The sequence below is a fragment of the Sphingomicrobium marinum genome, assembly GCF_026157105.1.
GTDB classification, from domain to species: Bacteria; Pseudomonadota; Alphaproteobacteria; order Sphingomonadales; family Sphingomonadaceae; genus Sphingomicrobium; species Sphingomicrobium marinum.
This window is the reverse complement of record NZ_JANPVQ010000001.1, coordinates 976183-993258: the sequence shown is the minus strand read 5'-3', so window position 1 is coordinate 993258 and position 17076 is coordinate 976183. Positions and strand designations below refer to the sequence as shown.

The 17076-nt window shown below is 63.2% G+C and carries 16 protein-coding genes; 9 read left to right on the top strand and 7 right to left on the bottom strand.

Annotated features, from left to right (window positions below):
- Positions 1-7 precede the first annotated feature (7 nt).
- Both NUX07_RS05100 and NUX07_RS05095 read left to right on the top strand, forming a co-directional pair.
- Entirely contained in the window at positions 8-346 is a 339-nt protein-coding gene (locus tag NUX07_RS05100) for a P-II family nitrogen regulator (protein WP_265529340.1), read from the top strand.
- A gap of 42 nt (positions 347-388) precedes the next feature.
- On the top strand, positions 389-601 hold the full coding sequence (locus tag NUX07_RS05095) for a helix-turn-helix domain-containing protein (RefSeq protein WP_265529339.1): 213 nt from the start codon (positions 389-391) through the stop codon (positions 599-601).
- Here the strand turns inward: NUX07_RS05095 and NUX07_RS05090 are convergent.
- On the bottom strand, positions 595-1902 hold the full coding sequence (locus NUX07_RS05090; RefSeq protein WP_265529338.1) for an HWE histidine kinase domain-containing protein: 1308 nt from the start codon (positions 1900-1902) through the stop codon (positions 595-597). The genes NUX07_RS05095 and NUX07_RS05090 overlap by 7 nt on opposite strands.
- A 215-nt stretch (positions 1903-2117) precedes the next feature.
- Here NUX07_RS05090 and glnA point away from each other — a divergent pair, with 215 nt between their 5' ends.
- Positions 2118-3530, top strand: a complete 1413-nt coding sequence (gene glnA / locus NUX07_RS05085; RefSeq protein WP_265529336.1) for a type I glutamate--ammonia ligase — start codon at positions 2118-2120, stop codon at positions 3528-3530.
- 116 nt (positions 3531-3646) lie between these two features.
- Positions 3647-4579 carry a PilZ domain-containing protein gene (locus NUX07_RS05080; RefSeq protein ID WP_265529334.1) on the top strand — a complete coding sequence of 311 codons (933 nt, stop codon included), beginning with the start codon at positions 3647-3649 and terminating at the stop codon, positions 4577-4579.
- Here the strand turns inward: NUX07_RS05080 and NUX07_RS05075 are convergent.
- From NUX07_RS05075 to NUX07_RS05060, 4 genes are all read right to left on the bottom strand, one after another.
- Positions 4576-8739 carry a translocation/assembly module TamB domain-containing protein gene (locus NUX07_RS05075; protein ID WP_265529333.1) on the bottom strand — a complete coding sequence of 1388 codons (4164 nt, stop codon included), beginning with the start codon at positions 8737-8739 and terminating at the stop codon, positions 4576-4578. The genes NUX07_RS05080 and NUX07_RS05075 overlap by 4 nt on opposite strands.
- Entirely contained in the window at positions 8740-10740 is a 2001-nt protein-coding gene (locus NUX07_RS05070) for an autotransporter assembly complex protein TamA (RefSeq protein ID WP_265529331.1), read from the bottom strand.
- A gap of 126 nt (positions 10741-10866) precedes the next feature.
- On the bottom strand, positions 10867-11076 hold the full coding sequence (locus tag NUX07_RS05065) for a hypothetical protein (RefSeq protein WP_265529329.1): 210 nt from the start codon (positions 11074-11076) through the stop codon (positions 10867-10869).
- Positions 11077-11156: 80 nt separating this feature from the next.
- The gene (locus tag NUX07_RS05060) at positions 11157-11363 is read right to left on the bottom strand and encodes a S24 family peptidase (RefSeq protein ID WP_407696143.1); all 207 of its coding nucleotides are present in this window, start codon (positions 11361-11363) and stop codon (positions 11157-11159) included.
- A gap of 19 nt (positions 11364-11382) precedes the next feature.
- On the opposite strand from NUX07_RS05060, the gene NUX07_RS05055 reads away from it, so the two are divergent.
- Positions 11383-11661 (top strand): hypothetical protein, encoded by a 279-nt coding sequence (locus NUX07_RS05055; protein WP_265530807.1) that lies wholly within the window; start codon positions 11383-11385, stop codon positions 11659-11661.
- 6 nt (positions 11662-11667) lie between these two features.
- Here the strand turns inward: NUX07_RS05055 and NUX07_RS05050 are convergent, their stop codons facing one another.
- Together NUX07_RS05050 and NUX07_RS05045 are read right to left on the bottom strand one after the other, a co-directional pair.
- Positions 11668-12291 carry a hypothetical protein gene (locus NUX07_RS05050; protein WP_265529326.1) on the bottom strand — a complete coding sequence of 208 codons (624 nt, stop codon included), beginning with the start codon at positions 12289-12291 and terminating at the stop codon, positions 11668-11670.
- Between the two features lie 45 nt (positions 12292-12336).
- The gene (locus NUX07_RS05045) at positions 12337-12882 is read right to left on the bottom strand and encodes a type 1 glutamine amidotransferase domain-containing protein (RefSeq protein WP_265529324.1); all 546 of its coding nucleotides are present in this window, start codon (positions 12880-12882) and stop codon (positions 12337-12339) included.
- An 83-nt stretch (positions 12883-12965) separates the two neighbouring features.
- On the opposite strand from NUX07_RS05045, the gene NUX07_RS05040 reads away from it, so the two are divergent.
- The 4 genes from NUX07_RS05040 to NUX07_RS05025 all read left to right on the top strand — a co-directional run bounded on the left by NUX07_RS05040 (position 12966) and on the right by NUX07_RS05025 (position 17017).
- Entirely contained in the window at positions 12966-14000 is a 1035-nt protein-coding gene (locus NUX07_RS05040) for a DNA topoisomerase IB (protein WP_265529323.1), read from the top strand.
- A gap of 39 nt (positions 14001-14039) precedes the next feature.
- Complete coding sequence (locus NUX07_RS05035) at positions 14040-15248, top strand: mechanosensitive ion channel family protein (RefSeq protein WP_265529322.1); 1209 nt, start codon at positions 14040-14042, stop codon at positions 15246-15248.
- A gap of 119 nt (positions 15249-15367) precedes the next feature.
- The gene (locus NUX07_RS05030; RefSeq protein WP_265529320.1) at positions 15368-15823 is read left to right on the top strand and encodes a MaoC family dehydratase; all 456 of its coding nucleotides are present in this window, start codon (positions 15368-15370) and stop codon (positions 15821-15823) included.
- Between the two features lie 12 nt (positions 15824-15835).
- A complete protein-coding gene (locus NUX07_RS05025; RefSeq protein ID WP_265529319.1) occupies positions 15836-17017 on the top strand; it encodes an acetyl-CoA C-acyltransferase in 1182 nt (393 codons plus the stop codon).
- The last annotated feature ends 59 nt before the right edge of the window (positions 17018-17076 follow it).

Sequence of the window (17076 nt, the reverse complement as noted above, 5' to 3'; positions counted from 1 at the left end):
TCGGCCCATGAAAAAGGTCGAAGCCATCATCAAACCGTTCAAGCTCGATGACGTGAAGGACGCGCTGAGCGACGTCGGCGTCAGCGGGATGACCGTGACCGAGGTCAAGGGTTTCGGCCGCCAGAAAGGCCATACCGAGCTTTATCGCGGCGCCGAATATGTCGTCGACTTCCTGCCCAAGGTTAAGGTCGAGACGGTGGTCGAGGACGATCAGGTCCACCGCGTCATCGAAGCCATCGAAAATGCCGCCAAGACCGGGCGCATCGGTGACGGCAAGATCTTCGTCTCCCCGATCGAGACCGCCGTGCGGGTTCGCACCGGCGACCGCGACATCGACGCACTGTAGGCCGTTGCTCTTTTGTCGGCAGCCCGACTAAGGTGCGCCGCAATGAACCAGGACCCGCGCCTTGCTTCCATGAGCCCCGAAGAATTGCGCCGCATCATGCGCGCGCTGGGCTTTCGAACGCAGGCGCAACTGGCCTCTGCGATCGGCGTGTCGCGCAGCGCGGTCAGCCTGTGGCTCGAAGGAAAGGTCGGCGTTCCCCGCCCGGTCGCGATGCTGCTGCGCATGCTTCATTCGGCGCAGCGCCGCAGTTACTGATCGTCCTCTTCGGCGGGCAGTTCGAAGCTGATGACGACTTCAAGCCCGGTCTCGAGCCAGTTCTGATCGACTTCGGCTTTCAGCTGGCGCGCCGCGGTCGAGATCATGCGCGATCCGAACCCGGTCTGGTCGGGCTCTTCGGGCGCCGGGCCACCGCTTTCCTGCCACGTGAGCTTCAGCATTTCGGGGCTGCCTTTCAGCGACCAGGAAATCTTCACGGTCCCACCTTCCTCAACCGACCATGCGCCATATTTGACGGCGTTGGTGGCCAGTTCATGGATGATCAGGCCGAGCGGCGTGACGAGGTTGCGCGGCAGGTGGACCCGCGGGCCATCGATCAGGATCGCGCGATTGTCCTGCTCGTAAGGGGCAAGTGTCCGTTCGATGAGTTCGGAAAGCGCGTTGATCGACATTGTCGAGGCGCCCTGACTGACGTCGTGCGCCACCGAGAGCGCCTGGATACGCTGGCCCACCTTTTGCGCGGCCATGGCCGTATCGCTTTCGGCGCGCAGCGTGCTGCCCACGATCGACTGGACAATCGCGAACATGTTTTTCACGCGGTGGTTGAGCTCATTGGCGAGTAGGTCGGCGGCCTCGCGTGCTGCCCGTTCGGCCGATGCCGCCTGGGCGCGGCGTTCGGCGCGCAAGGTGCGCAAAGCGTACCATGACCCGATCAGGAAGAAGAGGAACAGCGACCCCAGCAGCGCCAGCAGGATCGGCCGGGTTCGCGCCGCCGAGGCTTCGACGGCCGTGATGTCCCGCGCCAGCAAGGCGGCCTCTTCACCCTCCAGCTCCTGCGTGAGCGCAACAATCGAGGTCATCCGGTCGTAGTCGTCGGTCGCCGCAATCCAGGACTGCGCCTCCTCGGTGCTACCCTGCTGCGCCAATTGCACCGCAATCTCGATCATGCGGAAATGGGTGTCGATGGTCTCGCGCAATTCGCGCATTTTTGCAGCTCGATCGCCCGCCTCCGCCGGTCCGGGGAGATTGGCCATCGTCTCCAGAGCGTTTTCGGTCGTTTCGCGCCCCGCATTGTATCGCCTGAGGTAGCGGGGATCGCCCTTCAGCGCATAGCCGTGCGCGCCGGTGACCGCTTCGAAGACCCCGCGCTGCATATTGCCGAACTCCGACATGCTCGCCGACGTGGCTTCGACCTGCGCGCGCAATGCTCGCTCGCGCTCGAACCCTTTTACCAGTGACCAGGCGATGGTGGCGATGATTGCCGCGACCAGTAGCAGCATCAAAATGCTCGGGAGGCCCGTACGCCGCCGCATCGATTGGGCCAGGAACCGTTTTACCACTTGCACCCCTCACTAGAACTTGCGTCATGCACCAATGCACATCGCCGCCGATGGCTCCACGAAGCGCTCAACTTGATGAGCAGTGGCGTGGGCTCGTGAAATATTGACGCCGATGTCGAGTCGCGCTTGCCGCGCGCCGCCCACGCTGGAATCTAGTTGCCGACGCCGGACCATACGTCCGGCTTTTTGTAAATTCGCACAGGGAATTTTTCGCCATGGCCACCACCGCAGCAGACATCATGAAGCGTATCGAGGACGACGAGATCAACACGGTCGACCTTCGATTTACCGACCCCAAGGGCAAGTGGCAGCACCTCAGCATGGTCGCCGCCGCGCTCGACGAAGATCAGCTCGAAGACGGCCTCATGTTCGACGGCTCCTCGATCGCCGGCTGGAAGGCGATCAACGAAAGCGACATGATCCTGCGCCCCGATCTCGACGCCGCCTATGTCGATCCCTTCATGGCGACCCCGACGCTGGTTCTCTTCTGTGACATCGTCGAACCGTCCACCGGCGAAGACTATGCCCGCGACCCGCGCTCGACCGCAAAGCGCGCCGAGGCCTATCTCAAGAACACCGGAATCGGCGACACCATCTATGTCGGCCCAGAAGCCGAATTCTTCATGTTTGACGATGTCCGTTTCGAAGACGGTTATTCGTCTTCGGGGTACACGATCGACGATGTCGAACTGCCGACCAATACGGCGACCCAGTATGAGCAGGGCAACATGGCTCACCGCCCGCGCGCCAAGGGTGGCTATTTCCCGGTCGCGCCGGTCGACAGCGCCAGCGACATCCGCAACGAGATGGTCGACACCATGCTCGAGATGGGTCTGCCGTGCGACAAGCATCACCACGAAGTTGCCGCCGCGCAGCACGAACTCGGGCTGACCTATGGCGAACTCGTCCAGACCGCCGATCGCATGCAGGTCTACAAATATGTCGTCCACATGGTCGCGCATGCCTACGGCAAGACGGCGACCTTCATGCCCAAGCCGATCGCCGCCGATAACGGGTCGGGCATGCACACGCACATGTCGATCTGGAAGGAAGGCAAGCCGCTTTTCGCCGGCGACGGCTATGCCGGTCTCAGCGAGACCGCGCTCTATTTCATCGGTGGTGTGGTCAAGCATGCGCGCGCGCTCAACGCGTTCACCAATCCGACGACCAACAGCTACAAGCGACTGGTCCCGGGCTTCGAGGCGCCCGTGCTGCTGGCCTACTCCAGCCGCAACCGCTCGGCCTCCTGCCGCATCCCCTACGGCACGGGCGAAAAAGCCAAGCGCGTGGAATTCCGCTTCCCCGATGCGATGGCCAATCCCTATCTTGCGTACGCGGCCCTGCTGATGGCCGGGATCGACGGGATCCAGAACCGCATCCATCCGGGCGAAGCGATGGACAAGAACCTCTACGACCTGCCGCCCGCCGAGCTTGTCGATGTGCCCACCGTGTGCGGCAGCCTGCGCGAAGCGCTCGTCGCGCTCGACAAGGACCGCGAATTCCTGACCCGCGGCGATGTCTTCACCGACGACCAGATCGAAGCCTATATGGATCTCAAGTGGGAAGAAGTGATGCGCTGGGAGACGACGCCCACCGCCGCTGAATTCGACATGTATTATAGCGCCTAGATGGAAGCTTGACATCCTTCCAGGGACGACCTGCCACATCCTGTCTGAGTTATCATAATTTAACCCTTCTTCGCCTATGGTCTGCGCGACCAGAGCGTAGAAGGGTTAGTATTCCCGTGAACAGTTTCAGGAATTCGATCGGCAAGCCGCGGCCGCAACGCGAGCCAGAACCGCTGTTACTCGACAAGGGGCAGCACGTCACACGTGAGGATGACCTGACCAGCGTGTCGATCCGTCGCCATGCACATCGTAGCGCCACCACCCGCATTTGCGATCGCCATCGCCTGACCAGCGAAGAAGTGATCGTCTACACCGACGATGGCACCGAAAGCGTCGCCGAATTGATCAACGTCAGCCAGGGCGGCGCGATGATCGAAACAGATCTCGAGGTCGAGCTCTGGCAGCCGCTAGCGCTCGATTTCGGCGACGCCGGAGTGCTCGAATGCGCGGTTCGCTGGATCCGCGACAAGCGCATCGGCGTGGAGTATATCTCAGAGACCCAGTTCGGCTGCGATCCGGCGATGCGTGATACCATCCTGCTTGAAACGATCCGCAAGTCATTCCCCAGCTACGCTGTGCGCGGCATGGACATCGGACATTCGACCAGTGGTGGCGCGCACAAGAAGCGCGCCAGCAGCGAGACCCGCGTGGCGCGCCGCCACCCGCTCATCTGGTCGGGTGAAATCCACTATCATCATGACACGCACGAAGTACGCATCCGCAACATTTCCGAAAGCGGCGCGATGATCGAATGTGCCAAGCCGTTGCCGGTCGACGCCGGTCTCCTGCTCGACCTGGGCAAAGCCGGACAGATCTTCTCTTTCGTCAGCTGGTGCCGGGGCGGCCATGTCGGGCTCGCCTTCGAGGAACTCTATGACGTGAGCCGCCTCGCCGAGGCACGGCCGCAAGTCGCGGCACCCGGATCGGGCTGGGTGGCACCTGATTACCTGCGCAAGACGCCGCATCCAAAGTCGCCTTGGTCGGATCGCTGGGAGTCGCCAACGCTCGAAAAGCTAAGGGAAGACCTCGAAGGCTTTTTGGGCCGCTAGTAGTCGCGGCTGATCTGGACAGCGACGCCTTCGCGCCCGATCGAACTCACCGTGGCCAACAAGCTTAGCCAGCCGAAAATCTGATATTCCGCGAGTGTCGCGGTATAGCCTTGCCCGTCGGTAATCACCTCGACGAACAGTTTCTTCGTCACATATTTGCCAGCGGCAACCGAGGTCTTGGCTCCGGTCGCGACATCGGCGGGCATAATCCGCAGCCGGTCCAGCCCCAATGCATCGCGCACCGAGTTGATCGGATTGAACCCGCCCCCGCCGCCCTGGAGCGAGGCCACCGCTGCCCCCAACTGCACGACCTCCGCCGCGCTGAGGTTGGTGACCGACGTTCCGAAGAGCAAACGCGCCAGAAGTTCGTCCTGCGGAAGCGCGGGTATGCTGGAGAACGCGATCTGAGGCGCCAGCCCTGTACCCGTAACACTAACCGTCGCGGTCAGGCCCTGCACTTCACTCACCGCCTCGATGTTCAGCCTCGGATTGGGCGGCGAATTGCCGACGAAGCGAATGACGCCTTCGGTCAGTTCGAACTGCGTGCCGGCAAAGCGATAGTCGCCGCGGATGAGGTTGGCGGTTCCGCGGACCGCGGGCGACAGGACCGTTCCGCCGACCTGCAGATCGGTACGCCAGCGCGAATCGATGCCCAGGCCGCGCACCAGTAGCGGCTCGCCCGCCACGCTCATGTCGAGACGCCACGGCGACAGTTGCGCGCGCGTGATGATCTCTTCCTCACTGCCGTTGCGCTCGATCACGTCGATGCTGGGTACCGCCGCGACGGTGCCGGCGGTACCAAGCGTATAGCTGCCCTCAACAAGACGTAAATTGCCGCTGATCGTCCCTCCATCTGCCACAGCAGTCGAACGGATGCGGATCGGCCCCGACACCTGCGCGGCAAGGTCGTCACGTTCCAGCAGCCAGGCGTTCTGCGTATCGAAATTCATGTCGAAGGCAAGACCAGCATCGCCGCCGACGATAATCGCGCCGCTTCCCGATATCCGTCCGTCGTCGCGCGTCGATCCGCTAAAGCTGCTGATCGACAGGCGCGATCCATCGAAACGTCCTTGGGCCTGGACGCCGCGGACCACCATCCCCGTGACCGGGCTCTCGAGCCGCGCTCCATCGAGCCGCACCGCTCCGGCGATGCGCGGCGCATTCAATGAACCACGCATGTCGATTGCCGCTTCCATCGGACCCGACAGGTCGAACAGTTCAAAGCCCGACAGGCGCCAGAGCGCATCGCTCGGCCCCGCATATCGGACCTGGGCGACCATGGGCGCGCGGCGAAGCGCATTGACCAGGTCGCCTCCTCCGATCGGAGCGAAACGCGCCTGCGCGCGCCCGACCCGCTTTCCGTCCGACCGGAACACGGCGCGGATGCCCAGTTCCTGCGGATCGAGCCTCCCGGCGAGCGCCACATCTATCGGCCGCGATGCCAGCACCAGCCCGGACCGGCTCAGCCCCAGCACTTCAAGATCGAACGTGCCGCGCCGCGCATTGCCGAGCGCGAGGTCGAGCCGGCCTGAAGCCGTGCCCGACAATTCCATATCCGGGTTAATAAGATCGAGCAGCTTGAGCGGCAGCTTGTCGAGCGTCGCATTGACGCGGGGATTGGGTCCTAGCGCGCCGGAAAAACGCACCCCGCCATCACCGTAACGAAGGTTGGCGCCGTCGAGGCGCCATTCGCCATCGATTAGCAAAAATTCAGCCCTGCTGAGCGCGAGCCGTTCGCGATCGAGCTCGCCCTCTCCGCTCAATATGATGCGATCGGGCGCAATGTCGGCCTGGCCGGCGAAATTGAATCCCGAAGCGCGCGTGCCGCGCATGGTGACGCTCGCGCTGCCGCGCCCATTCACCAGCCGCCCGTTCGCTTCGAGCCGCCGCAGGTCCATCCCTGCGATGGTCGCACGCTGCGCGACCAACCCGCCCTGGATGCTGATGCTGCCTTCGCGCAGAATCATCACCGCAGCGACCTCGCCGCTGGCAAAGCGCATCGCAGGCGGCCCCGGGAAGTCGGCGCCGTCCAGGGTCAGGTCCATCGCGATACGCTGCGCGTCTTCGTTGACGACGTCGAAGGTCAGGATACCGCCGATCTCACCGCCTGCGAGCCGTAACTGCCCGTCAAACCCGCCGGGTACGATGGCCAGACGTCCCTGCCCCGTCGATCCGGCGACAGTGAGCGCGGCGATATCGATGAGCGCGGTCCCGCCCGGTGGTAAAAGAATTTCGCCATTGGTCGTGAACGGTCCGAAGCGCGATCCGCCAGCAGCGACGAAATCGAACCCGTCGGCGGTCGGTAGCAGCGTGACCGAAACATCGCTGAGGCCGAGCGCGGGCTGCGGACTGGCCAGCTGCAAGCTGACCTCGGGACGTGAGATATCGCCGTCGATCGTAACCTCGACCGGGCCGTAAGTGGCCTGTTCGCCGCTGGCCTCGATGTAGAAGGTCCCGTCACGGCGCCGATATCCGCTGCCAGCGAGGTTCAGATCGGGCGACGTCACGCGCAGATTGTTCAATCGCGCAATTCCGTCAGGTCCGAAAACGAGATCGGTCCTGATCGCGGGCAAGCCGCCCGTCAGCCCCGCAAAGAAGCTATTATCCAGCCGCTTCGTGCGCACTACGACCGGCCCCGAAACCGTCGTGCCAGCACCCGTGCGCCGGATGTTGAGGTCGGCATCGACGTCGAACTGGCCGAGCCCTTCCAGTTCGAAATTGCGCAGCTGCCCGTCGACGGCGACATCAAGATCGCCGGTGCGTAGATCGAGGGACAAGTCGATCAGGGCGTTGAGACCGCGTGACGTGAGCCGCGCGTCATCGGCACGAATGTTCTCGTGCGCCACCAGCAAAAGCGCCTGCAGCCGTACATCACGCAGCACGTCGTCGACCAATGCACCACCGCCCGTGATCGCCTGCGCGGTCAGCGTCAGCGGCACGCGTCGCGGCGGCGGCCCCCAGTTGCCACGTCCATCGGCCTGCCAGCCGATCAAACGATAGGCATCGATCTGGGTCGCCGCACTGCGCAGCCGGTAGGTGTAGGCGAAGCCATCCATCGCCCCATTGAGCGATGCAGCCAGCCGCACCGGCTGTCCGCCCAACGTCGGCAACAGCGCCGAGGGGCGTTTGAGTTCGGCGGCTACTGCCAGATCGTCAAAGCGGTTGGCGGCAAGATCGACACCGCCGCGCAGCACCACTTCGAGCGACGGCCCGTCGAGCCGCACTTCACCGTTGGCCACACGCTCTTCGAACGTGCCCGTCGCGCGCACGGTCTGCGTGCCCGCGAGCAATTCGCGCAGCGTGCCCTGGACCAGGCGTGCGGGTCGCAGGGTGCCCGCAATCGTGTACGTGCCATCGCGCGCCATAAGGTCGAGATCGGCCAGCTGCACCTCGCCGAGCGTCGCTTTCGCTTCGCCATCCCATTCGGCCCAGCTGCCCTCGCCCGTCACGGTCAGTTCGGCCGCGTCGGGTAGCCCCAGCATTTTCGCGATCACGCCGCTTTCTGGCGATACCACCCGCGCGCCGAGGTCGAGCTTGTCCGCATCAGGTTCGCTATCGAGCCGCAGCGCCAGCCGGTCGCCGCCATCGAGCGCCGCCTGCAGGTCGACCTTCGCGATGCCCGAGCGAATGTCCGCGGATCCGCGCACCGATCCGACCTGGCGTGCCCCGGTCACCGCTTCGCCGATAACAAGCTGTTCGACTTCCAGCGCGCCGATGTAGATGTCGAACCCGGGCAAGAGTGGACCATCATCTTCGCTTGGCCGCGTGACCGGCAGGCGCTCCAGCGTCAGCGTCTCGGCAGTGACCTCGTCGATGTGGAGCGTGTTGTAGAGCCACGCGAACGGCGCCCAGTCGAGCCGGATTTCCGGGCTGGTCAGGAATGCGCCTTCAAGGTCGTGCACTTCCACATTCTTGAGCACGGCCTCGTCGTAGATCGACCCTTCGATCCGCCCGATCTTCACCGAAATGCCCGATGGCAGCGTGTACCCGTTGATCTGGTCGGCGAGGAAACGCTTGCCGGGCGAGGTGTTGATACCGATCAGTACTAGCGCGACCAGTCCCGCCAGCAGCACCAGCAGCACCGCCAGTTCCTTGAGCAGCCGCTTCCACCAGGGCTTCTTGCGCTTGGTCGGCGCTTGGGTCACGTCGCCCTCCGCCATCTAGAAAGCCTGCCCCAGGCTGACCACGACTGCGATCGGCGGGTCGTTGTCATCGCCATTCATCGGCGTCCCGACATCGATGCGGATCGGCCCGAAATTGCTGTAGTAGCGCGCGCCGATGCCCACTCCGACGCGAAAGTCATTGGTGCCGGGCCAAGGATCCTCGCTGACGCGGCCAACGTCGATGAAGGGCACGACGCCAAACTGGTTGAGGCTGCCGAAGCGATAGCGCGCTTCGAGGCTGAATTCGGTGAGGCTGCGTCCGCCCAGCGGCACATTAAAGACTTCGTCGCGTGGACCGATCGCCTGATATTCATAGCCGCGCACCGATCCACCGCCACCGCCATAGAGCCGCCGCGACGGTGCCACGAAGTTGCGTTCGATGCCCGAGATCGTTGCAAAGCGCGCACGCCCGGCAATCACCAGTTGCTCGTTTACCGGGTAATAGGCCGATCCATCTAGTTGGCTGCGGACATAAAGGCTTTCACTTGCCTCAAGGCTGATTTCGGGACTGACGAAACCGCCCAAGCGGAAGCCTTCGGTCGGATCGAGCAGATCGTCCGACCCGTCATACCGCAGCTCGAGCGGCAGGGCGGCGATGAAGTAGGTGTTTCGCGTCTGATCCACTTCGGGGACCTGCGGATCGGGGGCTTCGGGGAGCAATGGCGGCTTCTCGTCGAAGCGGAAACCATCGGCCTCGTCGGTCGCGATCAGTTCGATCCCTGCCGAATAGGTCCAAGGCTTTTGCCAGATAAAGGTGCTGGTGCGCTCGATACCCGCGGTCAGGATGATGGTGTTGGCTTCGTAGGCCGGGCGATCGATCGCCCCCACCAGCGCCGAGAAACTCAACGACTGGTCGCGCACCTTCCAGTTGTTGAAGCGCAACCCTACCGAGCCCAACTGCTCCTGCGTACCCAGCACGGCACGCGCCTGGAACGCACCTTCGGGGTTGATGAGATTGCGATGCTCCCAGCTGGCTTCGGCGCGGAAGCCCTCGCCCGTCGAATAGCCGACATTGCCGGCAATCGTCCGCGGCGGTGCCGGCGTCAGCACCACGCGCAGATCGACCGTCTTGCCATCTTCACTTGGCTCCGGATCGACGGTCGCGGCGGTGATCAGCCCTGTCGCGACCAGCGCACGGCGCAAATCCTCGACCAGCGATCGTTTGAACGTATCGCCGCGGTCGAAGCGGGCCAGCGTCTGGACATGGTCAGGCGGAAAAGGCGGTTGGCCCTCGACGATGATATTGCCGAAGGTCGCCACCGGGCCAGGATCGACTGGCAGGGTCAGGCTCGCCGTACGTTCCTGGTGATCGACGATGACGGTGCGTTCGCCGATTTCGGCCTGCGCAAAACCTTCTTCGCCAAGCTTGCTACGCAGTTCCACTTCGGCCGCGACGACGTCGGCGGCAACGATCGGGTCGCCTGGTTCGATGCCATAGGCGTCGCGAAGCTCTTGCTCGACGTCGCCTGCGGCCTCGATCCCTGGAAGGTTCACATCGACGAAGACGTAGCGCGGCCCGCTATCGACCTCCAGCGTAACGAGGACCGAGCGCGCGTCTTCGGCCGCCCGGATAATCGGCGTGATGGTCGCGCCGTAATAGCCTTCGCTGCGCAAGATCGTGTCGAGCAAGGTGACGTCGGTGTGCGCGCGCAGGTCGATCTGCGTACTGTTGAGCGCTTCCCCATCGCCCGCCTCGAGCGCCGAGGCCAGCTTGAATGCGGCTTCGATCTGCCCGTCCACCTCTTCCGGCAGACCGGTGATCGACCAGTCATAGTCGACCGTTCCGTCAGCTTCAATGACGATATCGGCACCATCGCCTTCGTCGGAAAATTCGGGCCAGTCGACATCGAGTCCCGGCAGCGGTGCCAGCGGTTCGTCGGGATCGACGGTGTCAGGCGGCGGCGCGGTCGGTTCGACGTTCGGGGTATCGGTGGCGGGACGCACTTCTTGCGCCGTGGCGGGCGCTACCGTCCCCACCACCGTTGCGATAGCCAGCAAGGACGCGCTGCCTTTTCGCATGAAACTGTGCCACCTCCGCATTGAAGCTCAAAGGCTTACGCGAACGAAGGCTTCGTTGCGAGAAGTTATTGGAAAAGGCGCGCCAACGGCAGCGCGGCCCCCAGACTAGTGCAGTGCGCCGCGCCGTTCGTGGCATTCGAGCCGCTCGATGACGCGCTCGATCTGGCGCCAGTGGCAGTAGCGAACGATATTGTCCTTGGAGCGACTGTCGCGCGCCCGGTGCGCCGCGACGGTGGTGGCGTTGCTGCCATGCTCGTCCATCAATTCGGAAGCATCGTTGAGCGCCGCGCGCCCGGAAATCCAGATATCGTCCATGACCATGGGCATTTATCGGTCTCATATTACGATCGCGCCGCCAAACAGGATTAACGACCCGCTTACCGCGATTGCGTGGGCTAGCTGACCCGGCGGCCCGACCAGATGACCCGCCCGATCGGGTCGATATCGGCAAGCGCCATGTCGGGCCAATCGGCATATGCCGGATTGTCCGATTGCACCGTGACCTTGCGCCCCATCGGATGCAGCGCCACGCGTTTCACCACCAAAGCCCCGTCGATGCGAAGCACGTAGATGCCATCGCCGCTGGCAAGCGTAGGCGCCATCGAGTCACCCTCCACCGTGATGATCGACAGCTGGCTGTCGTTCGACGAGGTCAGCCGCCGCAACCAGTCGGGCGAAAAGGCGCTCACCTTCATCGGCGAGCGGCACCAATTGTGCCTGCGTATTCTGGGCCCGCAGGCCGATGCCATCGCATCACGCCTGCTCGATGGCCTCGAGGAAGCCGAATTCGTGCTGCGCGGTCATATCGTCGCCGATATCGCGCTCGCCGCCCCGCCGCTCACCTGCAGCGACGGCAGTATCGAGGTGAAGTTGGAAGCGCTGACCCTCGTCGACGCCTAGAGAAACTCAGTCGAGCCGCTGGCGCACGCGGTCCAGGGCCGCCGCCAGCCGGTTCGTCGCCGCCATGTCTTCGTCGGGATAGGCGGGCTTGGTCGCTAGCAGTTGGCGATCTTCCTCAAGCGATTCTTCACCGGCAAGGTGGCGATCGACCCGCGCCTTCAATGCGGCCGGATCGTCTTCATGCAGTTCGGGTGCAAACAGGCGCACCACCCGCGATTGCGGCTCAAGCTCGGCAACGATGTCGTCGAGGACGAGATCGGCATCGTCGTTCGCAACGGCCTCAACGGCATCATCATCGACCGCAGCTTCTCCATCGTCGGCGGATTCGACCTGCCGTGCCTGCGGCGCTGCGCAGTCTTCGGTAGAACCGTCCGCCTCATCAGTGCCTTCGGGCGCAAAATCGAGGGCCTCTGGCACTACATCGTCGATGGCCTCCGCCTCGACGGGCGCGGGCGCGGGCGAAACCTTGCGCATGGCGCCAAACGTACCGGCAAACGCCAGTAGAGCCCCGCCCCCGGACGTCTCCCATTGTCCCGGCGTCCAGCCGGTGAACAGACAATAGCCGACCGCGCCGGCCATCAAGGCACCGGCGGCCAGATCGACCAGCGAATCATAGCGTCCCTTACTCATGCCGCCCTAGTTAGCGGCAGTTGGTAAAGGTCCGGTTAGTAAGGGTCAGGCGTGTTCGAGGCACATTGCGTCGGCAATCGCCTCGCTGAAAGCGTCGACGTCGTCGGGGTTGCGGCTGGTAATCAGGTTTCCGTCGACACATGCTGGCTCGTCCACCACTTCGGCGCCCGCGTTGCGAAGATCGGTGCGAATCGACGGCCAGCTTGTCGCCTTGCGTCCGCGCAGGACATCGGCTTCGACCAGCATCCACGGTCCGTGACAGATTGCCGCCACGGGTTTTCCAGCGGCGTCGAACTTGCGCACCACTTCGACGGCCTCGGCATTGGTCCGAAGCTGGTCGGGATTGATGACGCCGCCCGGCAGGATGAGGGCGTCATAGTCAGCGACCGTCACATTGCCCACGGTAAGGTCGGGCTGGACCTTGATCGTCCATTCGTCACTTTTCGTCGCCTGGATTTCGTTCATCGTCGGCGCGGCGATATGCACCAGCGCGCCAGCGTCGCCCAGTTGCTTGCGCGGTCCGGTGAGTTCGCTTTCCTCAAAGCCGCTTGTGGCCATGATCAGGACCTTTTTTCCTTCGAGATTTTGCATTTTCCTGCTCCACATTCATTGCTGCTCGTCCGGAACCAACAACGCACTTCGAGGCTTGACGCTCCCGGAAAGGATGACAGGCCGTGCCCAAATTACGGCACTCCAGCGACGCCGAGCCAGGATATACTCGTATCCGCCGCGGCAAGGGCTGGAGTTATCACGACTGCGAGGGGACCAAGATCGACGATCCGAACGTGATCGAGCGGCTAAATGCGCTCGCCATGCCGCCGGCCTACAGCGATGTCTGGTTCTGCGCCGATGAAAACGGCCATGTCCAGGCGACCGGTATCGATGACAAGGGTCGCAAGCAATACCGCTATCACGATGCTTATCGCGAAGCTGCCGAAGAAGAGAAATTCGCCGCGTTGGCGGATTTCGGCCGCGCGCTGCCAAAGATACGCCGCAAGCTCGACAAGCAACTACGCCGCCGCAAACTGACGCGCGAAACGGTGCTGGCCGCTGCGCTGCGCCTGCTGGATCGTGCACATCTTCGGGTCGGCAACGACCAATATGCGCGTACCAACAAAAGCTTTGGGGCGACAACCTTGCGCGAACGCCATGTGCAACGGCTCAAGACGCGCTTGAAAGTCAACTTTGTCGGCAAGCATGGCACCGAGCGCAACGTGACCATCACCGATCCTTCGCTGGTGCGCATTATCGGCGGGGCGCGCGACCTGCCGGGCGAACGCTTGTTCCAGTATGAGGCCGAGGATGGCTCGATCCGTGCGATCGATAGCAACGACGTCAACGACTATCTGCGCGAGTTGGGCGGCGGCGACTTTACCGCCAAGACATTCCGCACCTGGGGCGCCAGCGCGATGGCGATGCGCCAGGTCCACGATCAGTTAAAGACGGGCGAGAAGCTAACGCTCAAGAGCATCATCGAGCCCGTTGCCGAGCATTTGGGTAACACCCCGGCGGTGACGCGGTCGAGCTATGTGCACCCCGCCATCATCGATGCAGTCAAGGACAAGCCGCTCGATCCGTTTGGCGATATCGAATTTCCCAAACGCCGCGGCCGCCGCCTGTCGCGCCCGGAAACCGACCTACTCCATCTGATCGATCCCGACGGCAAACCGCCCAAGCGCCGCCTTACCGACCTCGTTCGCCGCCGCTAGCGGTTGCATTCGCTGGAGCGAGCCCCCACACAGCCTCCCATGAGCAATCCCGGCATTCTGGAAGAAGCGGGCGACATTATCGCCCAGGATGAAGAACTGATCGAAGACACGGTCGAGATGGTAGAGGCTCCCGTGACTTCGACCTACGAATGGCTCGGTGACAACTGGGAAGGCCTGCTGGTCGGTTCGGCGGTTGCCTTGGGCTTTGTCGGGCTCATGCTCATCATCCGTTGGCTCGGTCGCTCCTATCGTCGCCGGACCAAGGACCGTACCAGCTGGAAGGGCATCATCTCGGGCGTCTTTGCAAAGACGACGCTCGCCTTCATGATCGTTACGGCTTTCCACCAAGTCGGCGCGCATACCGATATCCCCGAAAATCTCGAGGACATCCTCCACACCGCCTTCATCATCGTGCTGGCGCTGCAAGGCGCGATCTGGGCACGCGAGCTGATCCTCGGCGTGATCAAGTCCAAGGCCGCGCAGGAAGAAGACGACCGCGACTCCACGCTCGGAAACGCGCTGTCGATCATCCGCGTGCTGGTCAATGTCGTCGCCTTCGCGATCGCGTTTATCATCATCCTGGACAATCTGGGCGTCGACGTGACGACGCTGATCGCAGGTCTCGGGATTGGCGGCATCGCCATCGGCCTTGCCGCGCAGGGTATCTTCTCGGACCTGTTCGCGGCGCTCGCGATCGTATTCGACCGGCCTTTCCGCAAGGGCGATGTCATTAGGTACGGCACCACCACCGGCACCGTCGAAAAAATCGGTCTCAAAACCACGCGTCTGCGCTCGGTCACGGGTGAGCAGGTGGTGATGAACAACACCAAGCTGCTCGACCAGGAAGTCAACAATATCGCGCTCGCCGAGGCGCGCCGCATGACCATCCCGTTCGGGGTGATCTACCAGACGCCGCCCGAAAAACTGGCGCGCATGAAAGCGATCGTCACGCAGGCCACCGACCCCTATGAAGATATCGAGGTCGTGCGCGTGGTGTGCACCGGCTTCGGCGACAGCTCGATCAATTTCGAGATGGTCTACGATCACACCAGCCAGGATTGGAACGAGATCGTCGGGATCCAGAGCCAGGTCCTGATCCGTATCGTCGAACTGTTCGACGAGGAGAAGATCGAGTTCGCCTATCCCACGCAAACCACCTTCACCGCCGCGCCCGACGGCCAGATGATCATGCCCTACCCGGCCGATCTCAAGGCGGCCTTGGCGAACCCGTCGAGCAACAACGGCTAGCGCCGCGATCAGCAGAGGTTTCTGCTCGACCTGGCCAATGATCGTACCGAACAGTCGAGCAGTCGGATTATCGGACGCTCCTCTTGCCTTGACGTTTACGTAAGTGTAAACGGCTGGCCATGCCCGTCGCCTCCCTTGAGTCCATCCGCGAAGCCATCGGCACCGAGATCGGCGCGTCCGACTGGATCGAGGTTACGCAGGACCGCATCGATGCCTTCGCCGAGGCGACCGAGGACCGGCAGTTCATTCACACCGATCCGGCGCTCGCTGTGCAGACACCGTTTGGCGGTACCATCGCGCACGGCTTTCTCTCGCTGTCGCTATTGTCGCGTATGGGCGCTGATGTCATGCTGGTGCCCGAAACCACGAAGATGGCCGTCAATTACGGCCTCGACCGCGTCCGCTTCCTCGCTCCCGTCAAGTCGGGGAAACGTGTACGCGGCCGCTTCGTTCTGAAAGACATGACCGAAAAATCGCCCGGCCAATATTTGATGACCTTTGCAGTCACGGTGGAAATCGACGGCGAAGACAAACCCGCATTGCTGGCCGACTGGCTCGGCCTCATCATCACTTAAGGAGAAACCCCAATGTCCCGCTCAGCCGTCATCGTTTCGACCGCCCGCACCCCGATTGGCCGCGCCTACAAGGGCGCCTTCAACATGACGCACGGGCCGACGCTTGGCGCCTACAGCCTCGCTCCTGCCATCGAGCGCGCGAAGATCGACGGCGGCGAGATCGACGATGTTGTGTGGGGCGCCGTCCTCACCCAGGGCACGCAGTTCGGCAATATCGGTCGCCTCGTTGCGCTGAAGGCCGGCGCGCCGGTCACCGTTTCGGGCATGACGATCGATCGCCAGTGCTCCTCGGGCCTGATGGCCATCGCGACGGCTGCCAAGCAGATCATCACGGACAATATGCAGGTCGTCGCCGCGGGCGGGCAGGACTCGATCTCGATGGTGCAGACGCCCGAAATGCGCGTCGCCATGGATCCCTCGCTGATAGCGATGCACAAGGACGTCTACATGCCGATGCTGCAGACCGCGGAGACGGTCGCGCAGCGCTACGGCATCGGCCGCGAGGCGCAGGACGAATATGCGTTGCAGTCGCAGCAGCGCACCGCCGCCGCGCAGGAAGCCGGCAAGTTCGATGACGAGATCGTCCCGGTCACCGTAACGATGGGCGTAAAGGACAAGGAAACGGGCGAAATCTCGACCCGCGAAGTGACCGTCGAGAAGGACGAGGGCAACCGCCCCGAAACCACGCTCGAAGGTCTCAACAGCCTCAACCCGGTGCTCGGCCCCGATACGCATATCACCGCGGGTAACGCCAGCCAGCTATCCGATGGCAGCTCGGCCTCGATCCTGATGGAAGAAAAGGAAGCTGAGAAGCGCGGGCTCACTCCGCTCGGCCGTTACATCGGCATGGCGGTCGCGGGCACCGAGCCCGACGAGATGGGCATCGGGCCCGTCCCCGCGGTGAAAGCGCTGCTCAGCCGCTTCAATCTCAAGGTCGAGGATGTCGGCCTGTGGGAGCTCAACGAGGCCTTCGCCGTCCAGGTGCTCTACAGCGCCGAGCAGCTCGGCATTCCGCACGACATCCTCAACGTCAATGGCGGCTCGATCTCGATCGGCCACCCTTACGGCATGAGCGGCGCCCGCATGACTGGCCACGCCCTCATTGAAGGCAAGCGCCGCGGCGCAAAGTACGTCGTCGTCACGATGTGCGTGGGCGGCGGCATGGGTGCGGCGGGTCTGTTTGAAGTCTTGTAGGCCCGAGCATTAGGGCGCCGGCGCTATACGCGCCGCCGACCTAATGTCGAGAGAGGCGA